The organism is Arthrobacter ramosus (assembly GCF_039535095.1).
Taxonomy (GTDB): domain Bacteria; phylum Actinomycetota; class Actinomycetes; order Actinomycetales; family Micrococcaceae; genus Arthrobacter; species Arthrobacter ramosus.
Window position 1 is genome coordinate 3977235 of sequence record NZ_BAAAWN010000001.1, and the last position, 22937, is coordinate 4000171.

A 22937-nucleotide genomic window follows, 5' to 3' on the forward strand; every position below is an offset into this window, starting at 1 on the left:
CGAAGTATGAACTCCCCCGACGTCTTCCACGCTGCCGGCTTGGGCCTCGGCACAGGCCTGGCCCTCATTGTTGCCATCGGCGCCCAAAATGCTTTCGTCCTCCGGCAAGGAATCCGCGGCGAACATATCGGAGCAATCGTTGCCGTGTGCGCCATCTCGGACGCCGCACTCATCGCGGCCGGGGTACTCGGCACAGGCGCCCTGCTCACCGCGGCGCCTGCCGCCGTCGTCGTTCTCCGCTATGTCGGTGCGGCATTCCTGGTCACGTACGGCGTGATGGCGGCACGGCGGATCCTCAAGCCGCAAGCGCTCGTGTCCGCTGAGCCCGGGCCTTCGGGCGCCGGCCGAAGCGGACTGGCGGCAGCGCTGGCAACTGTCATGGCCCTGACATGGCTCAACCCCCACGTCTACCTGGATACCGTGTTGCTCCTGGGATCCGTGGCGAACGCGCAAGGGCCCGGGCTGCAGTGGTGGTTCGGCGCCGGAGCCATGCTGGGCAGTGTTCTATGGTTCTGTTCACTCGGGTTCGGCGCGAAACTGCTGCGCGGCTTCTTTGCGCGCCCGGCGTCGTGGCGGTTCCTCGACGGCGGGATTGCCGTCACCATGGTGGGACTCGGCGTCGGCCTGGCCCTCGGCAGTTAGCCCGGGCCCGCAACCACGACACCCCGATAATTCTCACAACAAGCATCCAGTCAACTCCCAGAAACTGGGAGCATCATGAATGGTATGAAAAAGAACGGCCCCGAAGCCAAGCTCCTCGTCGTCGACGACGAACCCAACATCCGTGAGCTGCTCTCCACCTCGCTGCGTTTTGCTGGCTTTGAGGTCGTTGCGGCGTCGAACGGCCGCGAAGCGCTCGCTGCCGCCGAACTTCACGCCCCGGACCTCGCGGTCCTGGACGTCATGCTCCCCGATATGGATGGGTTCACTGTCACCCGCCGCCTTCGCGCCGCCGGAAAGCATTTCCCTGTCTTGTTCCTGACCGCCAAGGACGACACGGAAGACAAGGTCACGGGCCTGACCGTGGGCGGCGACGACTACGTCACCAAGCCCTTCAGCCTGGATGAAGTGGTGGCCCGGATCCGCGCAGTGCTACGCCGCACGCAGCCGATGGAAGACGACGACGCCGTCATCCGCGTGGATGACCTCGAGCTCGACGACGACGCGCACGAGGTCCGCCGCGGCGGCACCATCATCGAGCTGTCGCCCACCGAGTTCAAGCTGCTGCGCTACCTCATGCTGAACCCCAACCGGGTGCTTTCCAAGGCGCAGATCCTGGACCACGTCTGGGAATACGACTTCAACGGCGACGCCTCGATCGTGGAGTCCTACATTTCCTACCTCCGGCGCAAAGTGGATATTGACCCGGATGCCACTGCCTTGATCCAGACCAAGCGCGGCGTCGGTTACGTACTGCGGACGGCCGAGAAGCGCTGACCTTGTTCAACCGTTGGAAGTCGGCCTCCCTCAGGTCGCAGCTGGTCGCCATCATCATGGGGCTGCTGCTCCTTGCCTTGGCCGCCACGGGCGCCGGGACGCTGACCCTCGTCAAGAGCTACCTCCAAGGGCAAGTGGATGACAAGCTCAAGGCTGCTGTCCAGATCGCCCAGCAACAGCAATCTTTCGCCAACCTGTCTGAGGCGGGCCCTGCCGTGCCCACGGACTATTCCCTGACGCTCTACGTCCAGGGCCAGCCACCCTATCCCTTCGGCGGCAGCAAGACCGACCGGCCGAGCATCGCCACCATCAGCCCGGTTGAAGCCAAGAACCGCAATTACGCACCCTTCCAGGTGAACGGCACCGCCGGCGGCGATTGGCGTGTGGTGGCGGTCAACGTCGTGGACAACCGGACCGGGCAAAACGCGGTGGTGATCGTCGGGCTGCCCCTGTCCCCCGTGGACAGAGTCATGGAACACGCTACCCTCGTGGTGGTCGGCGTCGGACTCTTGACCTTGGTGCTCGCGTTCTTCATCGCCACCTGGACTGTTGCACGTTCCTTCCGTCCCCTCTCCCGCGTTGAAAAGACGGCAGCTGCTATCGCTGCCGGTGATCTCTCACGCCGCGTGGAGGTCGAAAACCCTGTCACCGAAGTCGGTCGCTTGGGTGCTTCACTCAACGCTATGCTCGCCCACATCGAGGCGTCCTTCGCGGCCCGGGCGGCTTCCGAGGCCAGGATGCGGCGATTCGCCGCCGATGCCTCCCACGAACTGCGGACCCCCTTGGTCACCATCCGCGGCTTCTCCGAGCTCTACCGCCACGGCGCCCTTGCCACGCCGGAAGATGTGGGCACCGCGATGGGCAGGATCGAGAGCGAAGCCAAGCGGATGGGATCCATGGTGGAAGACCTGCTCCTGCTTGCCCGCCTGGACGAACAACGTCCCTTACAGCTCAAGCCGGTCGATCTGCACCTGCTGGCGAACGACGCCGTCGTGGACTCACTCGCAACGTCCGGCGAGCGGAAGATTTCGCTCACGGGGCTCGACGGCGGAGCGGCGGCGCCTGCCCCGGTCCAGGGTGACGAAGCCAAGCTTCGCCAGGTTCTCGGAAACCTGGTGGGCAACGCCCTGCGCTACACCCCCGAAGGAACGCCGATTGAGCTCGCAGTCGGGGTGCGGAACACGCCCGGTGGTCCGTTATCCGTTCTTGAGGTCCGGGACCACGGCAGCGGCATTCCGGCCGAGGAACTGCCCCGGATCTTCGAGCGCTTCTACAGGGCGGACACTTCACGCACGCGGGAGACCGGCGGCAGCGGGCTCGGTCTCGCGATCGTTGCGGCAATTGTGGGGTCCCACGGCGGTACCGTCAGGGTCGAAGAGACCGACGGCGGCGGGGCCACCCTGATTGTCAGCCTCCCCTTCCAGGACGACGTGTCCGAGGTGCCTGAAGATGCGGGTATTGCCGAGGCGGAGATCTCCGACTAGCAGTTTTCTAGGCTGGGCGGTTTGATTTTGCGAGTTGTCCACATAGGGAGATTCGGCTCTGCCTGCGCCATGTGACGGCTTCTAGGCTCATTGTGTGGACCACAAGCCAGCCGCACCTGCGGACCCCTTCAGTTGAAAGGCAACGCCCTATGAGCGTTATATCCGTCGATACAGAACTTCTCCAGCTCAAGTCCGCCAGCGTCAAAGCCACTGTGGATCGCATCAGCGCCGACGTCCAAGCGATGAAACGTGGCCTGGACGAGCTCCAAGCCACCTGGAAGGGATCAGCGGCCAACAATTTCCAGGTCCTCGTCTCGGAGTGGACGTTGACCCAGAGCAAGGTGGAGGCCTCACTGGCATCCATCAACCTGGCACTGTCCTCCGCCGCGGCAAGCTACCTCCAGACCGAGCAAGGCAACACCCGGCGGTTCAGCTACTAAGAAAGGCTGGGAGATCCCGGCGGGCCGCTAATCTACCCTCCCGCCGGGATCTAGTTGTTTTCAAGGGTCCAGTTGCGTCCGGGGTCCGTCTGCTTCTGCGCCGTTACTTCTCCGGCGTCGACTGGTGGAAGCGCAAACGCCAGCGGCCGTCATCCAGCAACCAGATCGAACTCCGCAATGCCGAGCCGGTTCGCCCATAACTTCTGTAGCTGAGCAGCATGGTGTTGCTGGAGAGGCGATCTGCGGAAATCATCTCTACCTCCGCGGTTTCGCCTGGATTGCCCTCCAACGCCATCATGAGCTCGTCGCGGGACCAGACACGTCCGGAGCTGCCAATCTCAGTGAAGTCCGGGTGGAGCAGGATCCCCGTACGCCCAAGGTCTCCCCTGACGTCGGGCCTCAGGAGCTCCCTCTCAAGAAGAATGACCGTTTCCTCGTCCGAGCGCCCGCCGGCCTGGCCAAGGACCGCTTCTTCGTCGTCACCGGCGAACAACGTGGGCTCGATGAACGTCGCCTGCTCCGTGAACACCGCCGGCGCGTTAGGCAAGGACGACCCGCTCAAGAGGTCCTGACCGCCGAACAATGTGAGGTCTTCATCCGGGGCATCGGCGTCGTCGTGGTCGTCATCGAAAAGCGAGGGCGCCTCCACAGGCGCTGTGCGGACTGACGGCGTGCGGGCCGATGGCGTTCGGGGCATGGACCGTGCAGCTTCACCAGCTCCCGGATAGCCCGGTCCGCCAGGAGCGGCTGTTCCCTGCTGGAACGCGGTGGCGACCGCACGGGCGCGATCGTCGGCGGCCTCGTTGAGGTCGTGGCCGGCGTGGCCTTTGACCCACTCGAACGTGTACTTGCGGCCAACAATGGCCTGGTCGATGTCCTTGAGGAGATCGACGTTCAAGACGGGCTTTCCGTCCGCTTTGCGCCAGCCCTTGCGCTTCCATCCCGGAATCCACTTGGTGATGCAATTGATGACGTACTGGCTGTCGCAGAGAATCTTCAGCTCTTCATCGGGAACATGTGCCGTGGACCGGAAGAGGTCGAGCACCGCCATGAGCTCGCCCTGGTTGTTGGTTCCGTGCGGCCACCCGCCGGCCCTCCAGCACGAGTCGTTCACGTACCAGGCCCAACCGGCAGGCCCGGGATTGCCGAGGGCAGAACCATCGGCGGCAGCAATAATCGTCATGGTTTCCATCCTGCCAGACCACCCCGGCACTCCCGGACCGCGAGACCCTGAGCGAGCGTCGTTAAACGGCGACGACGGCCCCCACCTGAGGCGGGGACCGTCGTCGTGCGTGTGGCTAGTGAGCCGGCGCGGGGGCTTAGAAGCCGCCCATGCCGCCCATGTCGTCGCCGCCACCCATAGACGGAGCGTTCTTCTCCGGCTTGTCGGCAACAACGGCCTCGGTGGTCAGGAACAGACCAGCGATCGAGGCAGCGTTCTGGAGAGCCGAGCGGGTGACCTTTACGGGGTCGTTGACGCCGGCGGCCAGCAGGTCCTCGTAAACGCCGGTTGCAGCGTTCAGGCCGTGGCCCGACGGCAGGCCGCGGACCTTGTCGATGACAACGCCCGGCTCGAGGCCAGCGTTGTAAGCGATCTGCTTGAGCGGAGCGTCGATGGCAACGCGGACGATGTTGGCGCCCGTTGCTTCGTCGCCTTCGAGCTGCAGGTTCGCGAATGCCTTGGCACCGGCCTGGATGAGGGCAACGCCACCACCGGCGACGATGCCTTCTTCAACGGCAGCCTTTGCGTTGCGGACTGCGTCCTCAATGCGGTGCTTGCGTTCCTTGAGCTCTACCTCGGTTGCGGCACCGGCCTTGATGACTGCAACGCCGCCGGCCAGCTTGGCCAGGCGCTCCTGCAGCTTCTCGCGGTCGTAGTCGGAATCGGAGTTCTCGATCTCGGCACGGATCTGTGCCACGCGGCCGGCGATAGCGTCGGCGTCGCCGGCACCTTCGACGATGGTGGTTTCGTCCTTGGTGACAACAACCTTGCGGGCGTTGCCGAGCAGTTCGAGGGTTGCGTTCTCGAGGCTGAGGCCGACCTCCGAAGAGATTACCTGGCCACCGGTGAGGATCGCAATGTCGGCGAGCTGTGCCTTGCGGCGGTCACCGAAGCCCGGAGCCTTGACGGCAACGGACTTGAAGGTGCCACGGATCTTGTTGACGATCAGGGTGGCCAGGGCCTCGCCCTCGATGTCTTCGGCGATGATCAGCAGCGGCTTGTTCGACTGCATGACCTTCTCCAGGACCGCAACGAGTTCCTTCACGTTGGAGATCTTGGAGTTGACGATCAGGATGTACGGGTCTTCGAGGACCGTTTCCTGGCGCTCTGCGTCGGTGACGAAGTAAGCGGAGATGTAACCCTTGTCGAAGCGCATGCCTTCGGTGAGCTCGAGCTCCAGGCCGAAGGTGTTGGACTCCTCGACCGTGATGACGCCTTCCTTGCCGACCTTGTCCAGGGCTTCAGCAATGAGGTTACCGATTTCGGAGTCGCCGGCGGAGATGGAAGCCGTGGCTGCGATCTCTTCCTTGGTCTCGATCTCCTTGGCGGAGGCGAGCAGCTCGCGGATAACGGCTTCAACAGCCTTCTCGATGCCGCGCTTGAGGGACAGCGGGTCGGCGCCGGCAGCTACGTTGCGCAGGCCTTCCTTGACGAGGGCCTGGGCCAGGACGGTGGCAGTGGTGGTGCCGTCGCCAGCGACGTCGTCCGTCTTCTTGGCAACTTCCTTGACCAGCTCTGCGCCGATCTTCTCGAACGGGTCGTCCAGTTCGATCTCTTTAGCGATGGAAACGCCATCGTTGGTGATCGTGGGGGCGCCCCATTTCTTTTCGAGGACGACGTTGCGTCCACGCGGGCCGAGGGTGACCTTGACGGCGTCGGCGAGGATGTTCAGACCCCGCTCGAGACCGCGGCGCGCCTCTTCATCAAATGCAATGATCTTGGCCATAACGGCGGTAGTCCTTTCGGGACAGTCGTTAAGAAGGTGCCTTCACTGCGGTGCCCGCGACGGACGATCCTTCACATTCGGCCTCTGTACGCCGCGTGCTCCGGACCTCACCCCAGCAAGGTTTTCTTTGTTCTCCCAGGCACCGCCACTATTTCCCTACGGCCGGAGCCGCGAAGAATTAGCAGTCAGTGCTTGTGAGTGCTAATCAATAATTAGCACTCACCCGAGGAGAGTGCAAGCAGCAAGGGCCGGAAACTACTCGCCACGCCATGGGAATTCGCTACGGGCTCAAGCCAATCACGGAGTCCGCGAGGCGGTCTCCTTGCCGCTCACGCGCGCAGTGTTGTCAGCTCCGTAGGTGAAGACGATGTAATTGGACGAGGTAACGTCGCCGTTGGCGTCGAACCCGATGGTGCCGGACTCGCCGTCGTAATCCGGGAGCTTGGGCCCCTTCAGCACCTCGAGGCAGTCCTTGTATGACGTACAGGACGTGCGTTCTTTCGTTGCCGCATCGCCGGACGCCGGACGCGTCCCGCCGGACACAGTGGTGAGCCAGGCCGCGATCGAGCCACCGGCGTCGTCGCCCGCCGCTGCGGCCGCAAGCGCCGCGAGGGTGACGGCGTCGTACGTCTCGGCGGCGTACGTCGTGTCCTTGAGTTTGGGGTCGATGCCAGTCAGATCGGCTTGGAACTCCGCACTCGGGAAGACGCCTGGAAGAATTCCCAGCGCGCCGTCGAGGCCGCCGGCACCGAGCGCTGTTCCATATTGGCGGATGGCACCGTCACTCAGGATCAGGCTCTTGCCTCTCAGCCCCGCGTTCAGGAGCTCGGCCAGGGCGCCCTGGGCACCATCACGGGCAACCACGACGACGGCGTCCGGCGTGCCGGACTTGATGCCCGCCGCGGCGGGAGCTGCTTTGCCAGGCGTGAATTCCGCGTTGGACACGGCGTTCATTCCGAGGCCGCGGGCAGCGTCCATGACCGCTCCGGAGACGCGCGTACCGTAGTCCCCGGCTTCGTGGAGGACGGAAATCCTGTTGGCGCCGGCGTCGTGGGCAAGCTTCGCCAAAACGCTGCCCTGTGCGGCGTCAGCGGCCGAAGTACGGAAGTAGAAGCCGCCATTCTTGTAGCTGCTCAGCCCCGACGCCGTGTTGGCCGGCGAGATGAGCGGAATCCGGGCGGGAGACAGCACATCGATGGCGGCGGGAGCATGGCTGGAATCCGTTGGCCCGACAACGACGTCGGCGTGGGCCGAGAGCAACGCCTTGGCTTGCGCCGCGGTATCGGCAGTGAAGGCCGCCGCGCTGCTGCCTTCGCTGGCCGCCGACGCCGGAAGCAACTCGACAGGGTGGCCTTTGTATCCGCCTGCGTCGTTGACCTGCTTGACAGCCAACTTGGCCGCCGCCAGCTCGGACTCATTGAGGAATGCGGAGCTACCGGTGTTGTCCAGAATCACGCCGACGCGCAGGACGCCGTCGCCGCTCGGGGTAACGGAGCTGAGCCTGGCGTTGCCGATGGGGGCGGAACATCCGGCCAGTCCAAGGGCCAAGGCTGCGAAGCCTGCAAGAAGAGAAACTACCCGGGACCGGCGTCCTCCAAGGGGCTGGGTTCCAAAGGGCTGGGACAGCCCTGTTGCCGAAACACCCACTAGATAAGCCGCACGCTTTCTGCCTGCGGGCCCTTCTGGCCCTCGCCCAGTTCGAAGTCGACCCGTTGTCCTTCTTCGAGCGCACGGAAGCCATCCATCTGGATGGCGGACCAATGCACAAAGATTTCGTCACCGGACTCATCCACGGTGATGAATCCGTAGCCCTTTTCGGCATTGAACCATTTGACGGTTCCCAAAGCCATGATCCCCACACTTTCAACTAGCAGTGGCCGGCTTCCGGGATCTCCGGGCCAGCTCACAACTACTGTAACCACAGTCACGTTGCCGTAGCGCAACCATGGGTGCGGGTAGCCGCAATGTTATTGAGGCGTAACCGAGTTGCTACTTGTAGCCGGGGCCCAGAATGACAACCACGGGCTGCTGGAATTCTGCGCTGTCCACAAGGTTGGAAATGCCCAGCAATTTTCCGAGGGCTTCGGCATTGCCCTTCTGGGCTGCGCCTTTGTAGAAGACGGACGACGTCTGCTGGGGCATGCCGCCCCAGTTTGCGACGGTGGACAACGGCCAGCCCCCGCCTTGAACGAGGCCGGCCACGCGGGCAGCCAAGCCACCAGTGGTGGTGCCGTTGTAGACCGCGACTGCCGCCGTCTTGTCCAATGGCGCCGTGCTGGGGGTTGCTGCAGTGGGTGTCGGGGCGCTGGACGGAGTGTCGCCCGGGCTCGGCTGGCTGGATGCCTGCGCAGAGCTGCTTGCGGAAGGTGACGCCGCGGCGCTTTGCTTGGAGGCGTCCGCGGTGACGACGGCTTGCGGCGTCGTCGATGAGGTGAAGCCAAGCTTCGGGAGGACGAGGAACGCAACGAGGCCTACGGCCAGCGCGATGCCGCCCAGGAGCAGCACCGGCCACAGGGCGGGCCGGGAAGCGGACGCGACGAGCCTGTGGACACCTTGGCGCGATGAGCTCTGCGGGACACGGTCGAATTCATCCCGGGCAAATTTGGTCATGGTGAAGCCTTGTCCTTGCTGCTTGCTTGCTGGGGGATCAGCGTGTGCTCTATGCGTCGGAACCGAGACGGCGCGCTGTGCGGGCCCTCTGACGTGACATACGTAGTCTACGCAATCTCTTGACCAGCATAGGATCGTGCGCCAGTGCTTCCTCGGTGTCGATGAGGGCATTGAGCAGCTGGTAGTAGTGGGTCGCGGAGAGATCGAAGAGTTCCCTGACGGCCTGTTCCTTGGCCCCGGCGTACTTCCACCATTGCCTCTCCAGGGCGAGCATCTGCTGTTCACGCTCGCCCAGCGGCGAGTCGCTGCGGAGTCCGCCGGACAGGTCTTCGAGCACCAATCCAGTTGCTTCGGACGCCATGGGTTCCCGTGCGGGTTCTGCCACGACACACTCCTTCGACGCATTGACTGAAAAATGTCCCCCGCCCATGGTAACGGGCGAATAACACCGATGTCATTTGCCCCGCCGACTTCCCCGGCGCCGCTTTCCGCCAGGGCCTTGGGACAGGGACAATGGCTGGGTGGCAGGCGAAGAAGCGTTATTTGAGCTTGAATCCGAGGATCACTCCGCCGGGTTCGAGGCACTCCCGGGAATGGCCTTGGAGGATCTCATGGCACCGGACTGGGCTGCGGCGCTCTCCGGCGTCGAGGACGAGTTGCGCTCGGTGCTGGCCTTCGTGGCGGCCGAGGCCGGCCGCGGAACCCACGTGCTGCCTGCAGCGTCCAACATCCTTCGTGCCTTCCGGCAGCCTCTGGCAGACGTCAAGGTGCTGATCCTGGGCCAGGACCCCTACCCAACGCCGGGACACGCCGTCGGGCTCTCTTTCGCGGTTTCCGGGCCAACCCGGCCCATCCCCCGCAGCCTCGCAAACATCTACCGGGAGATGGAGTCCGATCTGGGGCTACCGCCGCGGGTCCACGGCGATCTTTCGGCCTGGACGGGCCAGGGAGTACTCCTCCTGAACAGGGTGCTCAGTGTCGCGGCCGGCGCGGCCGGCTCGCACCGGGGCAAAGGCTGGGAGGCCATCACGACGGCGGCGGTCACCGCCGTCGCCCGCCGCCGCACCACTGCCGGGCAGCGGAGTCCGCTCGTCGCGATCCTGTGGGGCAAGGACGCTGAAGCCGTTCAGCCACTGCTTGAAGGCGCCCCTGTGATCTCTTCCGCGCACCCCAGCCCGCTCTCCGCGTCGCGGGGTTTCTTCGGCTCGCGCCCGTTCAGCCGGGCCAACGCCCTGCTCCGTATGCAAGGCGCAGATCCCGTCATCTGGGAGCTTCCACCGCTGCCCTAGCTTAGGCTTGCCTACATGACATCTTTGCCCGCGACGTCGTCTGCATCCCGCAATGCCCGCCCCCAAGTGAACCTGACTGTGCTGCGCACGGAACAGCTTTCGCCCCACATGGTGCGCATCATTGCCGGTGGACCCGGTTTTGCGGGTTATGCGAACAACGACTTCGTGGACCGGTATGTGAAGATCGTGTTCCCGCAGCCCGGCGTCGACTATGAGCTGCCCCTGGATCTTTGGGCCATCCGCGAGACCATGCCACGCGAACAGTGGCCCTACACCCGCACCTACACCGTCCGTTGGGTGGACCAAGCTGCGCAGGAACTGGCAATCGACTTTGTGGTCCACGGCGACGAGGGCCTTGCAGGCCCGTGGGCCCTCGCAGCCCAGCCCGGAGACACGCTTGTTTTCACGGGTCCCGGCGGCGCCTACAACCCGGCGCCCGACGCCGACTGGTACCTTTTCGCGGGCGACGACGCTGCGCTCCCGGCGATTGCCGCGGCGATCGAATCCCTGCCGGCCGACGCCAAGGGCCTTGCTTACCTCGAAGTCGATAGCGACGCCGACATCCTTGGCATCACGGCGCCCGACGGCGTGGAGTTGCGCTGGCTTCTTCGCTCCGGGGTCCCGGCAGGATCAAGCTCGATCCTGCTTGATGCCTTGGGCGAAGCCGAGTGGCTGCCCGGCCGCGTCGACGTGTTTGCGCATGGTGAGCGCGGCTATATGAAGGGGCTGCGGGACATCTTCTTCAAGCAGCGTGGGCTGGAGCGTTCCCAAGTATCGCTTTCCGGATACTGGGCCCAGGGACGCGTTGAGGACGATTTCCAGGCGGAGAAGAAACTCCCGATCGGACAGATCTAGGGGCTGTGTCCGCCGGGTGGCCCTCCGGGCGCGGCGGGCTACCGCCGGCGGACACGGCGGCGCTCGTTGCTGGCCAGGCCCTTGGTCAACGGCCGGGCCAGGTTGTCGCCCAGCACGATTCCTGCGGCCACGCCCAGCACGATCGCTCCCGCGTTGAGCATGCCGCCCGAACCCAGCAAGACATCCGCTTCCTGCACCGTCAACACATACATGGAACGGAATATCTTCAACCCGGGGAGCAGGATGAGGGCTGCCGGAACGGCTACCACCAGTTGCGGGGCCCCGAGCCTGAGTGCCACCATTCGGGCGAGCAGGCCGATGATCACGGCGGAAATCGCCGGAGAGAGCCGGTCTCCGAAGCCAAGGTTGGAGGCCCCCCACAAGACGAAGTAACCCACCAAGCCCACTGCCGCCGTCGGGAGCAGTAGTTTCAGCAGGGTCTGTTCAGTGATGCCGATGGCAATCACGGCCACGGCGATCAGGATGGCCTGGCCCCACAATGGATACGCCTCGGGGAATGTTTGCGTGACGTCGATCGCGACGCTGCCGATGAGGTCACCCACAACCACCGCGACGGCGATGCCCGCAACGATCGCGCCGAAGGTCAGGATCGTGGACAGGAAACGTCCCGCCGCAGTCACGGGGAATCCGTTGATGGCGTCTTGCACCGAAGAGACGAGCCGGCCCGTTGGCAAGAGCAAGAGGATACCTCCCGCCACGACGATCGACGGCGGGATGTCCGCCCCGGCCCAGTGGAGCATGAGCGCGATGAACGTGACCAGGAAGGAGCACGCCGCGGTCACGAAGAAGTCAGGCGTGCGCCACTTGCCCAATTGACGGGCCACGAGATTGACAAGCATGTTGGAGACGAATGCCAGAGCGGACGCTCCCAGTCCCCCGCCCAGTACCCCGACGAAAACAGCGGAGAAGACGCCGAACGCCATGGTGACCATCCACCGCGGGAAGGGCTTGCTGCTCCGGATGATCTCATCCAGCCGCCGCACGGCCTCGGCCCTGCCCACCCCGCCGGCCACGATATCCGTGACGAGCTGGTGCACCTGGGCCAAACCTGCGTAGTTGTTGGTCCAGGAACGGACGACCCGGAGCAGGGTCAGCGGGGTCTGGTCCTTGGGCGCGTAGTTGATCTGGACTGACTGGTTGGTGATGTCCACTTCGATGTTCTTCAACCCGAGTGCCGCCGTGACCGCGATGATGCTGGTCTCGACCTCCAGGGCACCGGCTCCGTAACGAAACATGGATTCGGCCATGTGCAGCGCGAAGTCGATGGTCTTGCGGGCCGAAGCGTCAACACCGCCCACGTGGATGATGGGGTTGGCGTAGGGACTGCCCGCCAGGCGATCGACGATGCTCATCGGGGCGGTGGGAGGATTCTCGCCCTGCACGAGCCTGCGAAGCATGCGCTTGGCGTTGACATTCTGGCGCACCTGGGATGGCTTCAGCGGCTGCGTCTTGGGCAAGCCGTCCGTGTTGGGCCTGTTGTCGGGGCGGTCAGTCACGCGGGTGTTCCTCCAAAGGGCGTGGTTCCTCCAAATACGGTGCGGTGCACATGCAGCAGGCGGGGTGGCGCTGCGATTCTAGTAGAACTGCTGGCCCGTGCGGCGGGTGTAGATCTGCCGCGCGATGCGCTCCCCGGCAGCGGTCCACAGCTTGTACTTCAGCGGGCTGATGACTTGGTCATAGCAGCCGACGAAGTCGGTGACGGTCTTGCTGAAGCTGGTCTTGAACAGGCCAAGTCCGTGGAACGGGTGCGAGGTGTCTTTGAGCCGGTCCGCGGGCGGAGTGCCGCAGAAATCGTACTCAGTGCAACCCAGTTCCTTGACCTGGTTGATGGCTGTCCACTGGACCAAGTGCGAATCGCCGTACTGCGCGCGCTTCTGCAGCGATCCGCCGTCCTTGTAGGTGCCCTTCCGGCCATAGTTGATGACGAAGGCTCCGACGGATGGGACACCGTTTTCGAAGACAAACAAGAGCCTGCCCTGGCCGCGCTCGATGAAGTTGGTCCAGAACTGGCGGTAGTACCCGAACTCACGGACCCGCACTTGGGACTTCGCCTCGACGGTGTTGGTCATCAGCGCATACATGGAACGGAAGTTCTCTTCCGTGGGTTCCATGGTGTGCACTTCAACCCCTTCGCGGATGGCCCGGCGAACGGCGTTGCGGCCGCGGGAATGGAGGTTGCGCAGCAGCTGGTTTTCCTCGGGAGAGATGTCCAACAAGGCTGTGGAGTCGTTCGGCTGCAGGTTGGGGGTCTTGACGACCCCGGTGGCCTCGATCGCGTCCCGCGCTTCGCCGCTGAGGACGATGTCCGGCTCGATTTTCACGGCGAAAACCCCGAGCTTGTCCCGCTTCACGAATTCCCGGTTGGCCTGGATGATCCCGGGAATGTCCTCGACACCGGCAACGTCAGGGCCCTTGATGAGGTACCAGAGCTTGCCGAGCAGTGGAAACGACTTCTCCAGGACCAGGTTGTAGCTGCTGTAGTCCGCAGTCTCGTACACGAGATGCAAGGGCTTCCAGCCGAAGTGTTGCTTTACGTCGGCAAATGCCTCGGATTGGAGGAGGTTGCCGCCGTTGGGATTGGCCGTGACGTGTTTGTCCCAGTGTTCGATCTCCTCGGCGGTGGCAAAGCGTGCGGTAAATTCTCGCAAGGGGCCGTGTCCAATCAGTTGCTTACTTGAGGCAGCAGGCGCCGGTGTGCGGCGCAGGCAGGCGTTCAACCTCAAGTCTATCGGCCCCCAGGGGGAGCTACAGCCTGGTCCGTTCCAACGCCTCCACGTGGGGCCCCTTCGATTTCTCACAGGCGGCGCAAAGGTTCCCCAAAGTCCACAACTATTCCGGCGGCGGAAAGTGGTTATAACAAAAGCCAAACCAGGAGGATCCGATGATCGTCTACCGCCCCATTCCGCCGCTCTCCACCGGCCGCAGCAACAGCTTTTGGTCGGTATTCGCTGCCATGGCATCCGCGGCATTGCTCGGCCCTGCCTGGCCGTCCGGTGCCCGCCGCCTCGAACATCAGGAAGCGGGGGTCAGCACTCGACGACGTTGACGGCGAGGCCGCCCATGGCGGTTTCCTTGTATTTGGAGGACATGTCCTTGCCGGTCTCGCGCATGGTCACAATGACCTCGTCCAGGGAGACGCGGTGGGTGCCGTCGCCCCAGAGCGCCATCTTCGCGGCGTTGATGGCCTTCGCCGCGGCGATCGCGTTGCGTTCGATGCACGGGATCTGCACGAGTCCGCCGATCGGGTCGCACGTCAGGCCCAGGTTGTGTTCCATCGCGATCTCGGCCGCATTCTCCACCTGTCCCGGGGAGCCGCCCATGACTTCGGCTAAGCCGGCGGCGGCCATCGAGGAAGCGGAGCCGACCTCGCCCTGGCAGCCGACTTCGGCGCCGGAGATCGAGGCCTGCTCCTTGTAGAGCACCCCGACGGCGCCCGCGGCGAGCAGGAACTTCACCACGACGTCGTCGCGGTCCTGCTGCGTGGCCTTGTCCATGCCGGGGGCGAAATGCAGGGCGTAGTACAGCACGGCGGGGATGATCCCGGCGGCACCGTTCGTGGGCGCGGTGACCACACGGCCGCCCGAGGCGTTTTCCTCATTCACGGCCAGGGCGATCAGGTTCACCCATTCCTGCCAGTACTTCGGGTCCCGGTACTCAGGGTCCTGGTCTTTGGTTTCCTTCAGGAGCCGCTCGTGCCAGTCGGGGGCCCGACGGCGGACCTTCAGTCCGCCGGGCAGCACGCCTTCGCGCTTGAGGGAGGTTTCAACACAGGCCTCCATGACGGAGTAGATGTGCAGCAGGCCTTCGCGGATTTCCTCTTCGGTCCGGGAGGCGCGTTCGTTGATGAACATGATGTCGGAAATGCCGAGCCCCTTGGAGGAGCAGCGGCCCATGAGTTCGGCGGCGGTGCGGAAGGGCAGCGGGAGTTCCTTCTTGGACTCCTCCAGTTCCTTCTGGGCTGCGTCCTCTTCGCCTTCGCGGACGATGAAGCCGCCGCCCACGGAGAAGAACGTGGCCTCGTGCAGCACCTCGCCCTCGGCGTCGGACACAGAGAACTTCATCCCGTTCGTGTGCCGGGGCAGGACCGTGAGCGGGTGCAGGATCATGTCCGCTTCCCCGTACGGCAACGCCACCCCGGATTCGGGGTCGACTGCCCCGCCAAGGTTCAGGGTCCCGGTTTCGGCAATCGAGGCGAGCCGTTCCTCCACTTCCTCGGGGAGGATCTCCTCGGGGTGGTAGCCCTCCAGGCCCAAAAGCACCGCGGTCATGGTGCCGTGCCCGCGGCCCGTAGCGGCCAGGGAACCGTACAGGTCAACGCGCAGGGAGGCCACCCGTTCCAGGGCGCCGGACTCCTCCAGCTCGCTCGCAAAGACCGCAGCAGCCCGCATCGGCCCCACGGTATGCGAACTCGAAGGACCAATCCCAATAGAGAAAAGATCGAAGACGCCAACAGCCATGTCGGTTTCCTTAGTTAGTTGTGGTCGGGTGGGGAGGGAACCGGACATCCTCTGCATGCTCGGTCGCGAAGACACCCGCTGAGCGGACGTGACGCTCCCTTAGACGCATGCTGCCGGATGCCCGGCCTCCTCCGGGTCCGGAGAACCTCAGCTGAGGTTCGCAACGCCCGGGTAGAGCGGGTGCGCGGCGGCGAGTGCCTCCACGCGGTGACGCAGACCGGAGAGGTCGGCGTCGGCGTCGGCGATCAGTGCCTCGGCGATGATGTCCGCAACTTCACGGAACGCCGCCTCACCGAAACCGCGGGTGGCCAGTGCCGGGGTGCCGATCCGCAGGCCGGACGTCACCATCGGCGGGCGCGGGTCGAACGGCACGGCGTTGCGGTTGACGGTGATGTCGATCGCCGCGAGGCGGTCCTCGGCTTCCTGGCCGTTGAGTTCGCAGTTGCGCAGGTCCACCAGGACCAGGTGGACGTCGGTGCCGCCGGAGATCACGTTGATCCCCTTGGCGGTGACGTCATCCTGAACGAGGCGCTCGGCGAGGATCCGTGCGCCGGCGAGGACCCGTTCCTGGCGTTCCTTGAACTCCGGGGACGCGGCGATCTTGAAGGCCACGGCTTTGCCGGCGATCACGTGCTCCAACGGACCGCCCTGCTGGCCCGGGAAGACCGCGGAGTTGATCTTCTTGGCGATGTCGGCGTCGTTGGAAAGGATGATGCCGCCGCGCGGACCGGCGAGGGTCTTGTGCGTCGTCGACGTCGTCACGTGCGCGTGCGGGACCGGCGACGGGTGCAGCCCGGCGGCCACGAGGCCGGCGAAGTGCGCCATGTCCACCATGAGGTACGCGCCCACCAGGTCGGCGATCCGGCGGAACTCGGCGAAGTCCAGCTGGCGTGCATAGGCGGACCAGCCGGCCACGATCAGGGCCGGCTCGTGCTCGAGCGCCAGGCGCTCCACTTCGGCCATATCGATCCGGTGGTCCTCTTCGCGGACCTGGTACGGGACAACGTTGTACAGGCGGCCCGAGAAGTTGATCCGCATGCCGTGGGTCAAGTGCCCGCCATGGGCCAGGTTCAGGCCCATGATCGTGTCGCCCGGCTTGATCAGGGCGTGCATCACCGAGGCGTTTGCCTGGGCGCCGGAGTGCGGCTGCACGTTCGCGTACCCGGCACCGAAGAGCGCCTTCACACGGTCGATGGCCAACTGCTCGATGACGTCCACGTGCTCGCAGCCACCGTAGTAACGCTTGCCTGGGTAACCCTCGGCATACTTGTTCGTCAGGACCGAGCCCTGCGCCTGCATGACGGCCACGGCGGTGTGGTTCTCGGACGCGATCATTTCCAGGCCCGAACGCTGGCGGTTCAGCTCATCGTCGATCTTCGCCGCGATCTCCGGATCCAGCTCGGACAACACCGTGTCCAGGCTCGGCGAAACAACCTGCTCGAACACAATGTTCTCGGTACCTGCGGCCCCGGTCGCGGCGCTCACAGCTCGCCACCGTTCTTGGAAGCGTACTCTTCAGCGGAAAGCAGCGGACCGTCGGACTGCGCGGCGACCTTGAAGAGCCAGCCAGCACCGTAGGGATCGTTGTTGATCAGCGCAGGATCGTCGACGACGGCGGAGTTCACTTCCGTGACTTCGCCCGTCACCGGGGAGTACAGGTCCGAAACGGACTTGGTGGACTCAACCTCGCCGCAGGTCTCCCCCGCAGTCACGGCGGAACCGACCTCGGGCAAGTCAACGTACACGATGTCGCCGAGGGCATCGGTGGCCACGGCGGAGATACCGACAGACACAAGATTGCCGGCCTCGCGGGCAACCCACTCGTGCTCGTCGGAGTACTGGAGTTCAGGTGCAACTTTTGCCATGTTTTTTCCTTTGCGTTGGTCTAAAACAAATTGTGGTCGGGTTGGGTGGCGGATGACGGAATTCCTCGGCGTGCTCGCTCGTTCCTCCCCACCGTCTCCCTAACCTCGCAAGCTCGGTCAGGGAACCCTGACGGCGGGGCCCCAGCTTAGACGCACGCTGCCGGAATCCCGTCACCCGCCCTCCGCCAGTTCAGTTTTCGGGGCCAACAGTTCCGGAAAAGAACGCTGGCCCTTTCGGGTTTAGTGGGTGCCCCGTGGTTTCCCCTGGGCCGATTCAGTTTCTGTAGGCCAAGCTGCGGCAGGTGGCCCATCATCCAGCACCTTTGGCTTTCGAAAGCGAGCCAAAGGTGCCGGACTGAAACTGAACCCGCGGTGAGCCGAGAGCCGCCGCCGGCCGGGAGGATCCGGAAGCGTGCGTCTAAGGAAGCGACACGTCCGCTCAGCGGGCGTCTTCGCGACCGAGCACGCGGAGGATTCTTCCGTCCCGCGGCTCCCAGCCACCCCCGGATCCGACGGGCTTAAGGCGAGACGACCTACTTGGCTCGCTTGTAGAAGGGCAGTGCGACAACTTCGAAGGGCTCGGACTTGCCGCGCAGGTCGACGTCCAGGGCCGTGCCGGGCTCAGCGTGTTCGACGTCGACGTAGGCCAGCGCGACCGGGTAGCCGAGGGTGGGGCTGGGCTGGCCGGAGGTGACTTCGCCGACCACCACGCCGTCCTTGAGGACCGGGTAGTGGCTGCGGCCGGCGCGGCGGCCCAGGCCCTTGAGGCCAACCAGCTTACGGCCGCTGGTTGAACCGGCGCCCGCAGCCTTCAGGGACTCCAGGGCAGCACGGCCCACGAAGTCGCTTTCCTTGGCGAGCGAGACAACCGGGCCCAGCCCTGCCGAGAAGGGGTTGCCTTCGCGGGAGAGCTCGTTACCGTAGAGCGGCATGCCCGCTTCGAGACGCAGGGAGTCACGCGAGGCCAGGCCGGCGGGGATCAGCTCGCCGTCCTCGGCAACTGCAGCGATTGCTTGCCACAGGGCGGCAGCGGCATCGTTGTCCACGAAGATTTCGAAGCCGTCCTCGCCCGTGTAACCCGTGCGGGCAAGCAGCAGTTCCGTGGTGCTCCCGGCAAACGTGAAGGGCACCTCGACGGCGGCGTAGTACTTGAGCTCCGTGACCAGCGAGTGCTGTTCGGACGGGACCAAACGGAGGAGGATTTCTTCCGCTTTGGGGCCCTGGACGGCGATCAGCGAGGTTGCCGCGGAGGCGTCCTCGACGACGACGTCGAAGGTGGCAGCGCGCTGTGCCAACGCCTCGGCAACCACGGGAGCGTTGCCGGCGTTCGGAACCACCAGGAACTTGGAATCGCCACGGCGGTAGGTGATGAGGTCGTCGATGATGCCGCCGTCTTCCTGACAGATCAGCGAGTACTTGGCCTTGCCAATCGACATGGCGGAGATCTTGCCCACCAAGGCGTAGTCCAGGAAGGCCGCGGCGTCCGGGCCGGTGACCCAGACTTCGCCCATGTGGGACAGGTCGAACAGGCCTGCGGACTGGCGGACTGCGTGGTGCTCGGCCAGTTCGGAGGAGTACTTCAGGGGCATCTGCCAGCCACCGAAATCGGTGAAGGAAGCGCCGAGCTTCTTGTGCTCTTCGTAGAGCGCAGTGTAGTTCTCAGTCATTGCGTCAGTCCTTTAGTTCTCGAAGGCTTCGATCGGAGGGCAGGAGCAGACCAGGTTGCGGTCGCCGGCGGCGCCGTCGATGCGGCCGACGGGCGGGAAGTACTTGTCCTGCTTGAGGTGGTGGACCGGGAAGACGGCCTGTTCGCGGGAGTACTCACGGTTCCAGTCCGAGGAGACGACGGCGGCCGCGGTGTGCGGTGCGTGGCGCAGCGGGCTGTTCTCCACCGTGAAGTCGCCGTGGGCAACCTGGTCGATTTCCTTGCGGATGGTGATCATGGCCTCGATGAAGCGGTCGATCTCCCCGAGGTCCTCAGACTCGGTGGGCTCCACCATCAGGGTGCCCGCGACCGGGAACGCCAGGGTGGGAGCGTGGAAGCCGTAGTCGATCAGGCGCTTGGCCACGTCTTCTGCGGTGACGCCGGTGCGGGCCGTCAGTTCGCGCAGGTCCAGGATGCACTCGTGGGCCACGAGTCCGCCTTCACCGGTGTAGAGAACGGGGAAGTACTCGTTGAGGCGCGAGGCGATGTAGTTCGCGGCAAGCAGCGCGGACTTGGTGGCTTCGGTGAGGCCTTCGCCGCCCATGAGCTTCACGTAGGCCCAGGAAACCGGCAACACACCCGCGGAACCGTAACGCGAGGCGGAAATGGCCACGCCGCGCCCGTCTTCATGGGCTGCGTTGTTGGCATCGCCGGGCATGAAGGGTGCAAGGTGCGCCTTGGCCGCGACCGGGCCAACGCCCGGTCCGCCGCCGCCGTGCGGGATGCAGAAGGTCTTGTGCAGGTTCAGGTGGGACACGTCGCCGCCGAACTTGCCCGGCTGGGCCAGGCCCACCAAGGCGTTCAGGTTGGCACCGTCAACGTACACCTGGCCGCCGGCTGCATGCACGGAGTCGCAGATTTCGCGGACGTCGGCGTCGTACACGCCGTGCGTGGAGGGGTAGGTGATCATGATGGCCGAAAGGACGTCCTTGTTGGCGTCGATCTTGGCCTGCAGGTCCGCGTGGTCGATGGTGCCGTCGGCCGCGGTGGCCACGACGACCACCTTCATGCCGGCCAGTACTGCCGAGGCGGCGTTGGTGCCGTGGGCTGAAGCCGGGATGAGGCAGACGTTGCGCTGGGCCTCGCCGCGGGAGTGGTGGTAGCCGCGGATGGCCAGCAGGCCCGCGAGCTCGCCCTGGGAACCGGCGTTGGGCTGGATGGAGACCTGGTCATAGCCCGTGATCTCCGTGAGGTCAGCTTCCAAATCTTCGATCAGTTCGCGCCAGCCCTCGGTCTGGGAATCCGGGGCAAAGGGGTGGATCGAGGCGAATTCCGGCCAGGAAATGGCTTCCATCTCCGCGGTGGCGTTCAGCTTCATGGTGCACGAACCCAGCGGGATCATGGTGCGGTCCAGCGCCAGGTCGCGGTCCGAAAGCTTGCGGATGTAGCGCAGCAGCTGGGTCTCGGAACGGTGGGTGTTGAACACCGGGTGCTGAAGGTAGTCGGAAGAACGCTCGACGGCGGCCTCCAGGGCGAAGCCCTCTCCCCCGCCTGCGAGCGAAGCGCCGAACGCCGCAGCGACGTCGGCGAGGACGGTCGCCGTCGTCGTCTCGTCAACGGAGACGCCGACCGTGTCGGCGTCGATGCCGCGCAGGTTGATGCCCTTGGCCTCGGCGGCTGCAACGATCGCGGCAGCCTTGCCCGGGACCCGGACGGTGACGGTGTCGAAGAAGCTGCCGTGCAGGACCTCAAGGCCCGCGGCCTTCAAGGACGCCGCCAGGGTCCGGGCGTGGTTGTGGGCGGTCTCGGCGATCGCCTTCAGGCCATCGGGGCCGTGGTAGACCGCGTACATCGAGGAAACGATGGCCAACAGGGCCTGCGCGGTGCAGATGTTGGACGTCGCCTTCTCGCGGCGGATGTGCTGCTCGCGGGTCTGCAGCGCCAGGCGGTAAGCGGGAGTGCCGGCGTCGTCCTTGGAAACGCCCACCAAGCGGCCCGGCATCGAGCGCTCGAGGCCCTTCTGGACAGCCATGTACGCGGCGTGCGGGCCGCCGAAGAACAACGGCACCCCGAAGCGCTGGGTGGAGCCGACGGCGATGTCGGCGCCCTGCTCGCCCGGAGGCGTGATCAGGGTGAGGGCGAGCAGGTCCGCGGCGACGGTGACGAGGGCACCGCGTTCCTTGGCGGCGGCGATCACGGCGGCATGGTCGAACACCCGACCCGAAACGCCCGGCTGCTGCAGCACGATGCCGTTGATGTCGCCGTCGGGCAGGCCCCGGGACAGGTCCGCGATCTCCACCTCGAAGCCCAGCGCCTCGGCGCGGCCCTTCACGATGGCGATGGTCTGCGGCAGGCAGTCGGCGTCGAGGACGGTCTTGCCGTCATGGGCCGTCTTGTTCTTATTGGCACGGCGCATCATCAGGAAGGCCTCCGCCACGGCGGTGGCTTCGTCCAGCAGGGAGGCGTTGGCGATGGGCAGGCCCACGAGATCCTGGACCATGGTCTGGAAATTCAGCAGGGCTTCGAGGCGGCCCTGGGAAATTTCCGGCTGGTACGGGGTGTAGGCCGTGTACCAGGCCGGGGATTCGAGGATGTTGCGGCGGATCACTGGCGGAGTGACGGTGTCGTAGTAGCCCTGGCCGATCATCTGCACGGCCGTCTTGTTCTTGGCCGCCAGCTTGCGAAGTTCAGCCAGAACTTCCACCTCGCTGAGGGCGTTCTGGAGCGTCAGTGCGACGTCCTGGCGGATGTCATTGGGAACCGCGGTGTCTACGAGCGAATCGACACTGTCGTAACCAACAGACTTGAGCATGATGTCAATGTCGGCCTGGCGGCGGGCGCCGATATGCCGGTCAACGAACGTAGTGGAGGTTGAACTAACCGTCACGAAGGAACTCCATCAATAAGGCGGCGAAGGGTACGCCACAGCTAATCGGGTTCCTCCCCGCTCTGTATTGGACCTGAGAGTTTCCGCGGAACCGTGCTTGTGGCACTGTTTCGCTTGCACCGTCGGTGAGCACGCGTCAGCGTGCTGCTTTCCAGAGTTGCCTTGCCGCGGCGGTGCGTGGGCCTGAGAGATTCCTGGGGAGGATTTGCTCCTACGGCGCCTGCATCACTTGCCTGCAGGACTCTCCCGCCGCAGATCAAAGGCTTATTCAGTTATGTGAATCGATCGTGGTTGCCGGTGACGGCTGCCACAACTCTCAATTGTCCTATGGACTGCCCGCGACCGCAAATGTGGTCACCGACCCCGCCCGGCTTTCCCAACTAGCTCGCACTAGATGTCGTTTTGGAGCCTCTAAACGACAACAACTGCGAGTTAGTTGGGCCCCACTCAGTCACGGAGGCGTTCGACGGCGGCCAGCAGCGCACCGACGTCGGCGCTCCTCGCGCTGGCCTTGACTTCCGTATCACCGGCGCCGCCCTCAAGCATTGCGTTGAAGTAAAGTCCATCGCCCATATACCGGACCGCTTTGGCCATTTCGGGCCCCACTTCCTCGGCCAGCACATCGAGCCATTGCTGCTGGATCCCGGCGAAGCGCCTGCGGGTTTCTTCATGCGCCACTTCCGCGAGCCGCGTAGCTGCCACGAACACCCGGTCCAAGGGAGTATCCGCCCAGAGGGAAGACTTGATGAAGAACGCGGCCGCGCCTTCGGGTGCTGCCTTCATTGCCTCGATATCCAGCGCGGCAAGCCCGTCCATGCGTTCAAGCAAGGAACCGATCATGGCTTCCTTGTTGGGGAAATGGTAGAGCAAGCCGCCCTTGGAGACGCCTGCACGCTTTGCGACGGCGTCCAGGGTGGCAGCCCGCTCCCCCACCTCGATCAGCAGGGCTTCAAAGGCATCCAGGACAGCGTCCCGGGCAATAGGTTTTCGCGGCATGGT

The 22937-nt window shown here is 64.8% G+C and carries 21 protein-coding genes and 2 riboswitches; of the genes, 7 read left to right on the top strand and 14 right to left on the bottom strand.

Going from position 1 to position 22937, the window contains the following annotated elements; genetic code table 11:
- Window positions 1–6 precede the first annotated feature (6 nt).
- The 4 genes from ABD742_RS18300 to ABD742_RS18315 all read left to right on the top strand — a co-directional run bounded on the left by ABD742_RS18300 (window position 7) and on the right by ABD742_RS18315 (window position 3361).
- Window positions 7–642, top strand: a complete 636-nt coding sequence (locus tag ABD742_RS18300) for a LysE/ArgO family amino acid transporter (RefSeq protein WP_234751553.1) — start codon at window positions 7–9, stop codon at window positions 640–642.
- Window positions 643–726: 84 nt separating this feature from the next.
- Window positions 727–1437 (top strand): response regulator transcription factor, encoded by a 711-nt coding sequence (locus ABD742_RS18305; RefSeq protein ID WP_234751552.1) that lies wholly within the window; start codon window positions 727–729, stop codon window positions 1435–1437.
- Window positions 1438–1439: 2 nt separating this feature from the next.
- Entirely contained in the window at window positions 1440–2921 is a 1482-nt protein-coding gene (locus tag ABD742_RS18310) for a sensor histidine kinase (protein WP_234751551.1), read from the top strand.
- A gap of 149 nt (window positions 2922–3070) precedes the next feature.
- On the top strand, window positions 3071–3361 hold the full coding sequence (locus ABD742_RS18315) for a WXG100 family type VII secretion target (RefSeq protein WP_234751550.1): 291 nt from the start codon (window positions 3071–3073) through the stop codon (window positions 3359–3361).
- Between the two features lie 103 nt (window positions 3362–3464).
- Here ABD742_RS18315 and ABD742_RS18320 read toward each other — a convergent pair whose 3' ends face one another.
- From ABD742_RS18320 to ABD742_RS18345, 6 genes are all read right to left on the bottom strand, one after another.
- Window positions 3465–4544 (bottom strand): ribonuclease HI family protein, encoded by a 1080-nt coding sequence (locus ABD742_RS18320; protein WP_234751549.1) that lies wholly within the window; start codon window positions 4542–4544, stop codon window positions 3465–3467.
- 136 nt (window positions 4545–4680) lie between these two features.
- Complete coding sequence (gene groL / locus ABD742_RS18325) at window positions 4681–6309, bottom strand: chaperonin GroEL (protein WP_234751548.1); 1629 nt, start codon at window positions 6307–6309, stop codon at window positions 4681–4683.
- Window positions 6310–6606: 297 nt separating this feature from the next.
- The gene (locus ABD742_RS18330) at window positions 6607–7956 is read right to left on the bottom strand and encodes an ABC transporter substrate-binding protein (protein ID WP_234751547.1); all 1350 of its coding nucleotides are present in this window, start codon (window positions 7954–7956) and stop codon (window positions 6607–6609) included.
- Window positions 7956–8159 (bottom strand): cold-shock protein, encoded by a 204-nt coding sequence (locus tag ABD742_RS18335; protein WP_234751546.1) that lies wholly within the window; start codon window positions 8157–8159, stop codon window positions 7956–7958. Before ABD742_RS18335 ends, ABD742_RS18330 begins: the two co-directional genes overlap by 1 nt.
- Before the next feature lie 139 nt (window positions 8160–8298).
- Window positions 8299–8919 (bottom strand): LytR C-terminal domain-containing protein, encoded by a 621-nt coding sequence (locus ABD742_RS18340; RefSeq protein WP_234751545.1) that lies wholly within the window; start codon window positions 8917–8919, stop codon window positions 8299–8301.
- A 49-nt stretch (window positions 8920–8968) separates the two neighbouring features.
- Complete coding sequence (locus tag ABD742_RS18345; protein WP_234751544.1) at window positions 8969–9304, bottom strand: DUF3263 domain-containing protein; 336 nt, start codon at window positions 9302–9304, stop codon at window positions 8969–8971.
- A gap of 136 nt (window positions 9305–9440) precedes the next feature.
- Here ABD742_RS18345 and ABD742_RS18350 point away from each other — a divergent pair, with 136 nt between their 5' ends.
- Together ABD742_RS18350 and ABD742_RS18355 are read left to right on the top strand one after the other, a co-directional pair.
- Window positions 9441–10208 carry a uracil-DNA glycosylase gene (locus ABD742_RS18350; protein ID WP_234751543.1) on the top strand — a complete coding sequence of 256 codons (768 nt, stop codon included), beginning with the start codon at window positions 9441–9443 and terminating at the stop codon, window positions 10206–10208.
- 15 nt (window positions 10209–10223) lie between these two features.
- Window positions 10224–11063 carry a siderophore-interacting protein gene (locus ABD742_RS18355; protein ID WP_234751542.1) on the top strand — a complete coding sequence of 280 codons (840 nt, stop codon included), beginning with the start codon at window positions 10224–10226 and terminating at the stop codon, window positions 11061–11063.
- A gap of 38 nt (window positions 11064–11101) precedes the next feature.
- Here ABD742_RS18355 and ABD742_RS18360 read toward each other — a convergent pair whose 3' ends face one another.
- Together ABD742_RS18360 and ABD742_RS18365 are read right to left on the bottom strand one after the other, a co-directional pair.
- Entirely contained in the window at window positions 11102–12580 is a 1479-nt protein-coding gene (locus tag ABD742_RS18360; protein ID WP_234751541.1) for a threonine/serine exporter family protein, read from the bottom strand.
- A gap of 78 nt (window positions 12581–12658) precedes the next feature.
- Complete coding sequence (locus tag ABD742_RS18365) at window positions 12659–13732, bottom strand: lipid II:glycine glycyltransferase FemX (protein WP_234751540.1); 1074 nt, start codon at window positions 13730–13732, stop codon at window positions 12659–12661.
- 233 nt (window positions 13733–13965) lie between these two features.
- Here ABD742_RS18365 and ABD742_RS18370 point away from each other — a divergent pair, with 233 nt between their 5' ends.
- Complete coding sequence (locus ABD742_RS18370; RefSeq protein WP_234751539.1) at window positions 13966–14130, top strand: hypothetical protein; 165 nt, start codon at window positions 13966–13968, stop codon at window positions 14128–14130.
- Here ABD742_RS18370 and ABD742_RS18375 read toward each other — a convergent pair.
- The 6 genes from ABD742_RS18375 to ABD742_RS18400 form a co-directional block, all read right to left on the bottom strand.
- Window positions 14111–15541: an L-serine ammonia-lyase gene (locus tag ABD742_RS18375; protein WP_234751538.1), complete on the bottom strand. Its 1431-nt coding sequence runs from the start codon at window positions 15539–15541 to the stop codon at window positions 14111–14113. The genes ABD742_RS18370 and ABD742_RS18375 overlap by 20 nt on opposite strands.
- A gap of 147 nt (window positions 15542–15688) precedes the next feature.
- Window positions 15689–17026, bottom strand: a complete 1338-nt coding sequence (glyA, locus tag ABD742_RS18380; RefSeq protein ID WP_308193856.1) for a serine hydroxymethyltransferase — start codon at window positions 17024–17026, stop codon at window positions 15689–15691.
- Complete coding sequence (gene gcvH / locus ABD742_RS18385) at window positions 17023–17406, bottom strand: glycine cleavage system protein GcvH (protein WP_234751537.1); 384 nt, start codon at window positions 17404–17406, stop codon at window positions 17023–17025. The genes glyA and gcvH overlap by 4 nt, the downstream gene beginning before the upstream one ends.
- A 533-nt stretch (window positions 17407–17939) precedes the next feature.
- Window positions 17940–19073, bottom strand: coding sequence for a glycine cleavage system aminomethyltransferase GcvT (gene gcvT, locus ABD742_RS18390; RefSeq protein ID WP_234751536.1), 1134 nt, complete (start codon window positions 19071–19073; stop codon window positions 17940–17942).
- A gap of 12 nt (window positions 19074–19085) precedes the next feature.
- Window positions 19086–21938 (bottom strand): aminomethyl-transferring glycine dehydrogenase, encoded by a 2853-nt coding sequence (gcvP, locus tag ABD742_RS18395; RefSeq protein ID WP_234751535.1) that lies wholly within the window; start codon window positions 21936–21938, stop codon window positions 19086–19088.
- 52 nt (window positions 21939–21990) lie between these two features.
- Window positions 21991–22098, bottom strand: a riboswitch (glycine riboswitch).
- A 1-nt stretch (window position 22099) separates the two neighbouring features.
- Window positions 22100–22197, bottom strand: a riboswitch (glycine riboswitch).
- A 188-nt stretch (window positions 22198–22385) separates the two neighbouring features.
- Entirely contained in the window at window positions 22386–22934 is a 549-nt protein-coding gene (locus ABD742_RS18400) for a TetR/AcrR family transcriptional regulator (protein ID WP_234751534.1), read from the bottom strand.
- Window positions 22935–22937 lie beyond the last annotated feature (3 nt).

Coding starts and splice junctions, on each gene's coding strand:
- ABD742_RS18300 (WP_234751553.1), top strand. CDS start 7: ATGAACTCCCCCGACGTCTTCCACGCTGCCGGCTTGGGCCTCGGCACA.
- ABD742_RS18305 (WP_234751552.1), top strand. CDS start 727: ATGAAAAAGAACGGCCCCGAAGCCAAGCTCCTCGTCGTCGACGACGAA.
- ABD742_RS18315 (WP_234751550.1), top strand. CDS start 3,071: ATGAGCGTTATATCCGTCGATACAGAACTTCTCCAGCTCAAGTCCGCC.
- ABD742_RS18320 (WP_234751549.1), bottom strand. CDS start 4,544: ATGACGATTATTGCTGCCGCCGATGGTTCTGCCCTCGGCAATCCCGGG.
- groL (WP_234751548.1), bottom strand. CDS start 6,309: ATGGCCAAGATCATTGCATTTGATGAAGAGGCGCGCCGCGGTCTCGAG.
- ABD742_RS18335 (WP_234751546.1), bottom strand. CDS start 8,159: ATGGCTTTGGGAACCGTCAAATGGTTCAATGCCGAAAAGGGCTACGGA.
- ABD742_RS18340 (WP_234751545.1), bottom strand. CDS start 8,919: ATGACCAAATTTGCCCGGGATGAATTCGACCGTGTCCCGCAGAGCTCA.
- ABD742_RS18355 (WP_234751542.1), top strand. CDS start 10,224: ATGACATCTTTGCCCGCGACGTCGTCTGCATCCCGCAATGCCCGCCCC.
- ABD742_RS18370 (WP_234751539.1), top strand. CDS start 13,966: ATGATCGTCTACCGCCCCATTCCGCCGCTCTCCACCGGCCGCAGCAAC.
- ABD742_RS18375 (WP_234751538.1), bottom strand. CDS start 15,541: ATGGCTGTTGGCGTCTTCGATCTTTTCTCTATTGGGATTGGTCCTTCG.
- gcvH (WP_234751537.1), bottom strand. CDS start 17,406: ATGGCAAAAGTTGCACCTGAACTCCAGTACTCCGACGAGCACGAGTGG.
- gcvT (WP_234751536.1), bottom strand. CDS start 19,073: ATGACTGAGAACTACACTGCGCTCTACGAAGAGCACAAGAAGCTCGGC.
- ABD742_RS18400 (WP_234751534.1), bottom strand. CDS start 22,934: ATGCCGCGAAAACCTATTGCCCGGGACGCTGTCCTGGATGCCTTTGAA.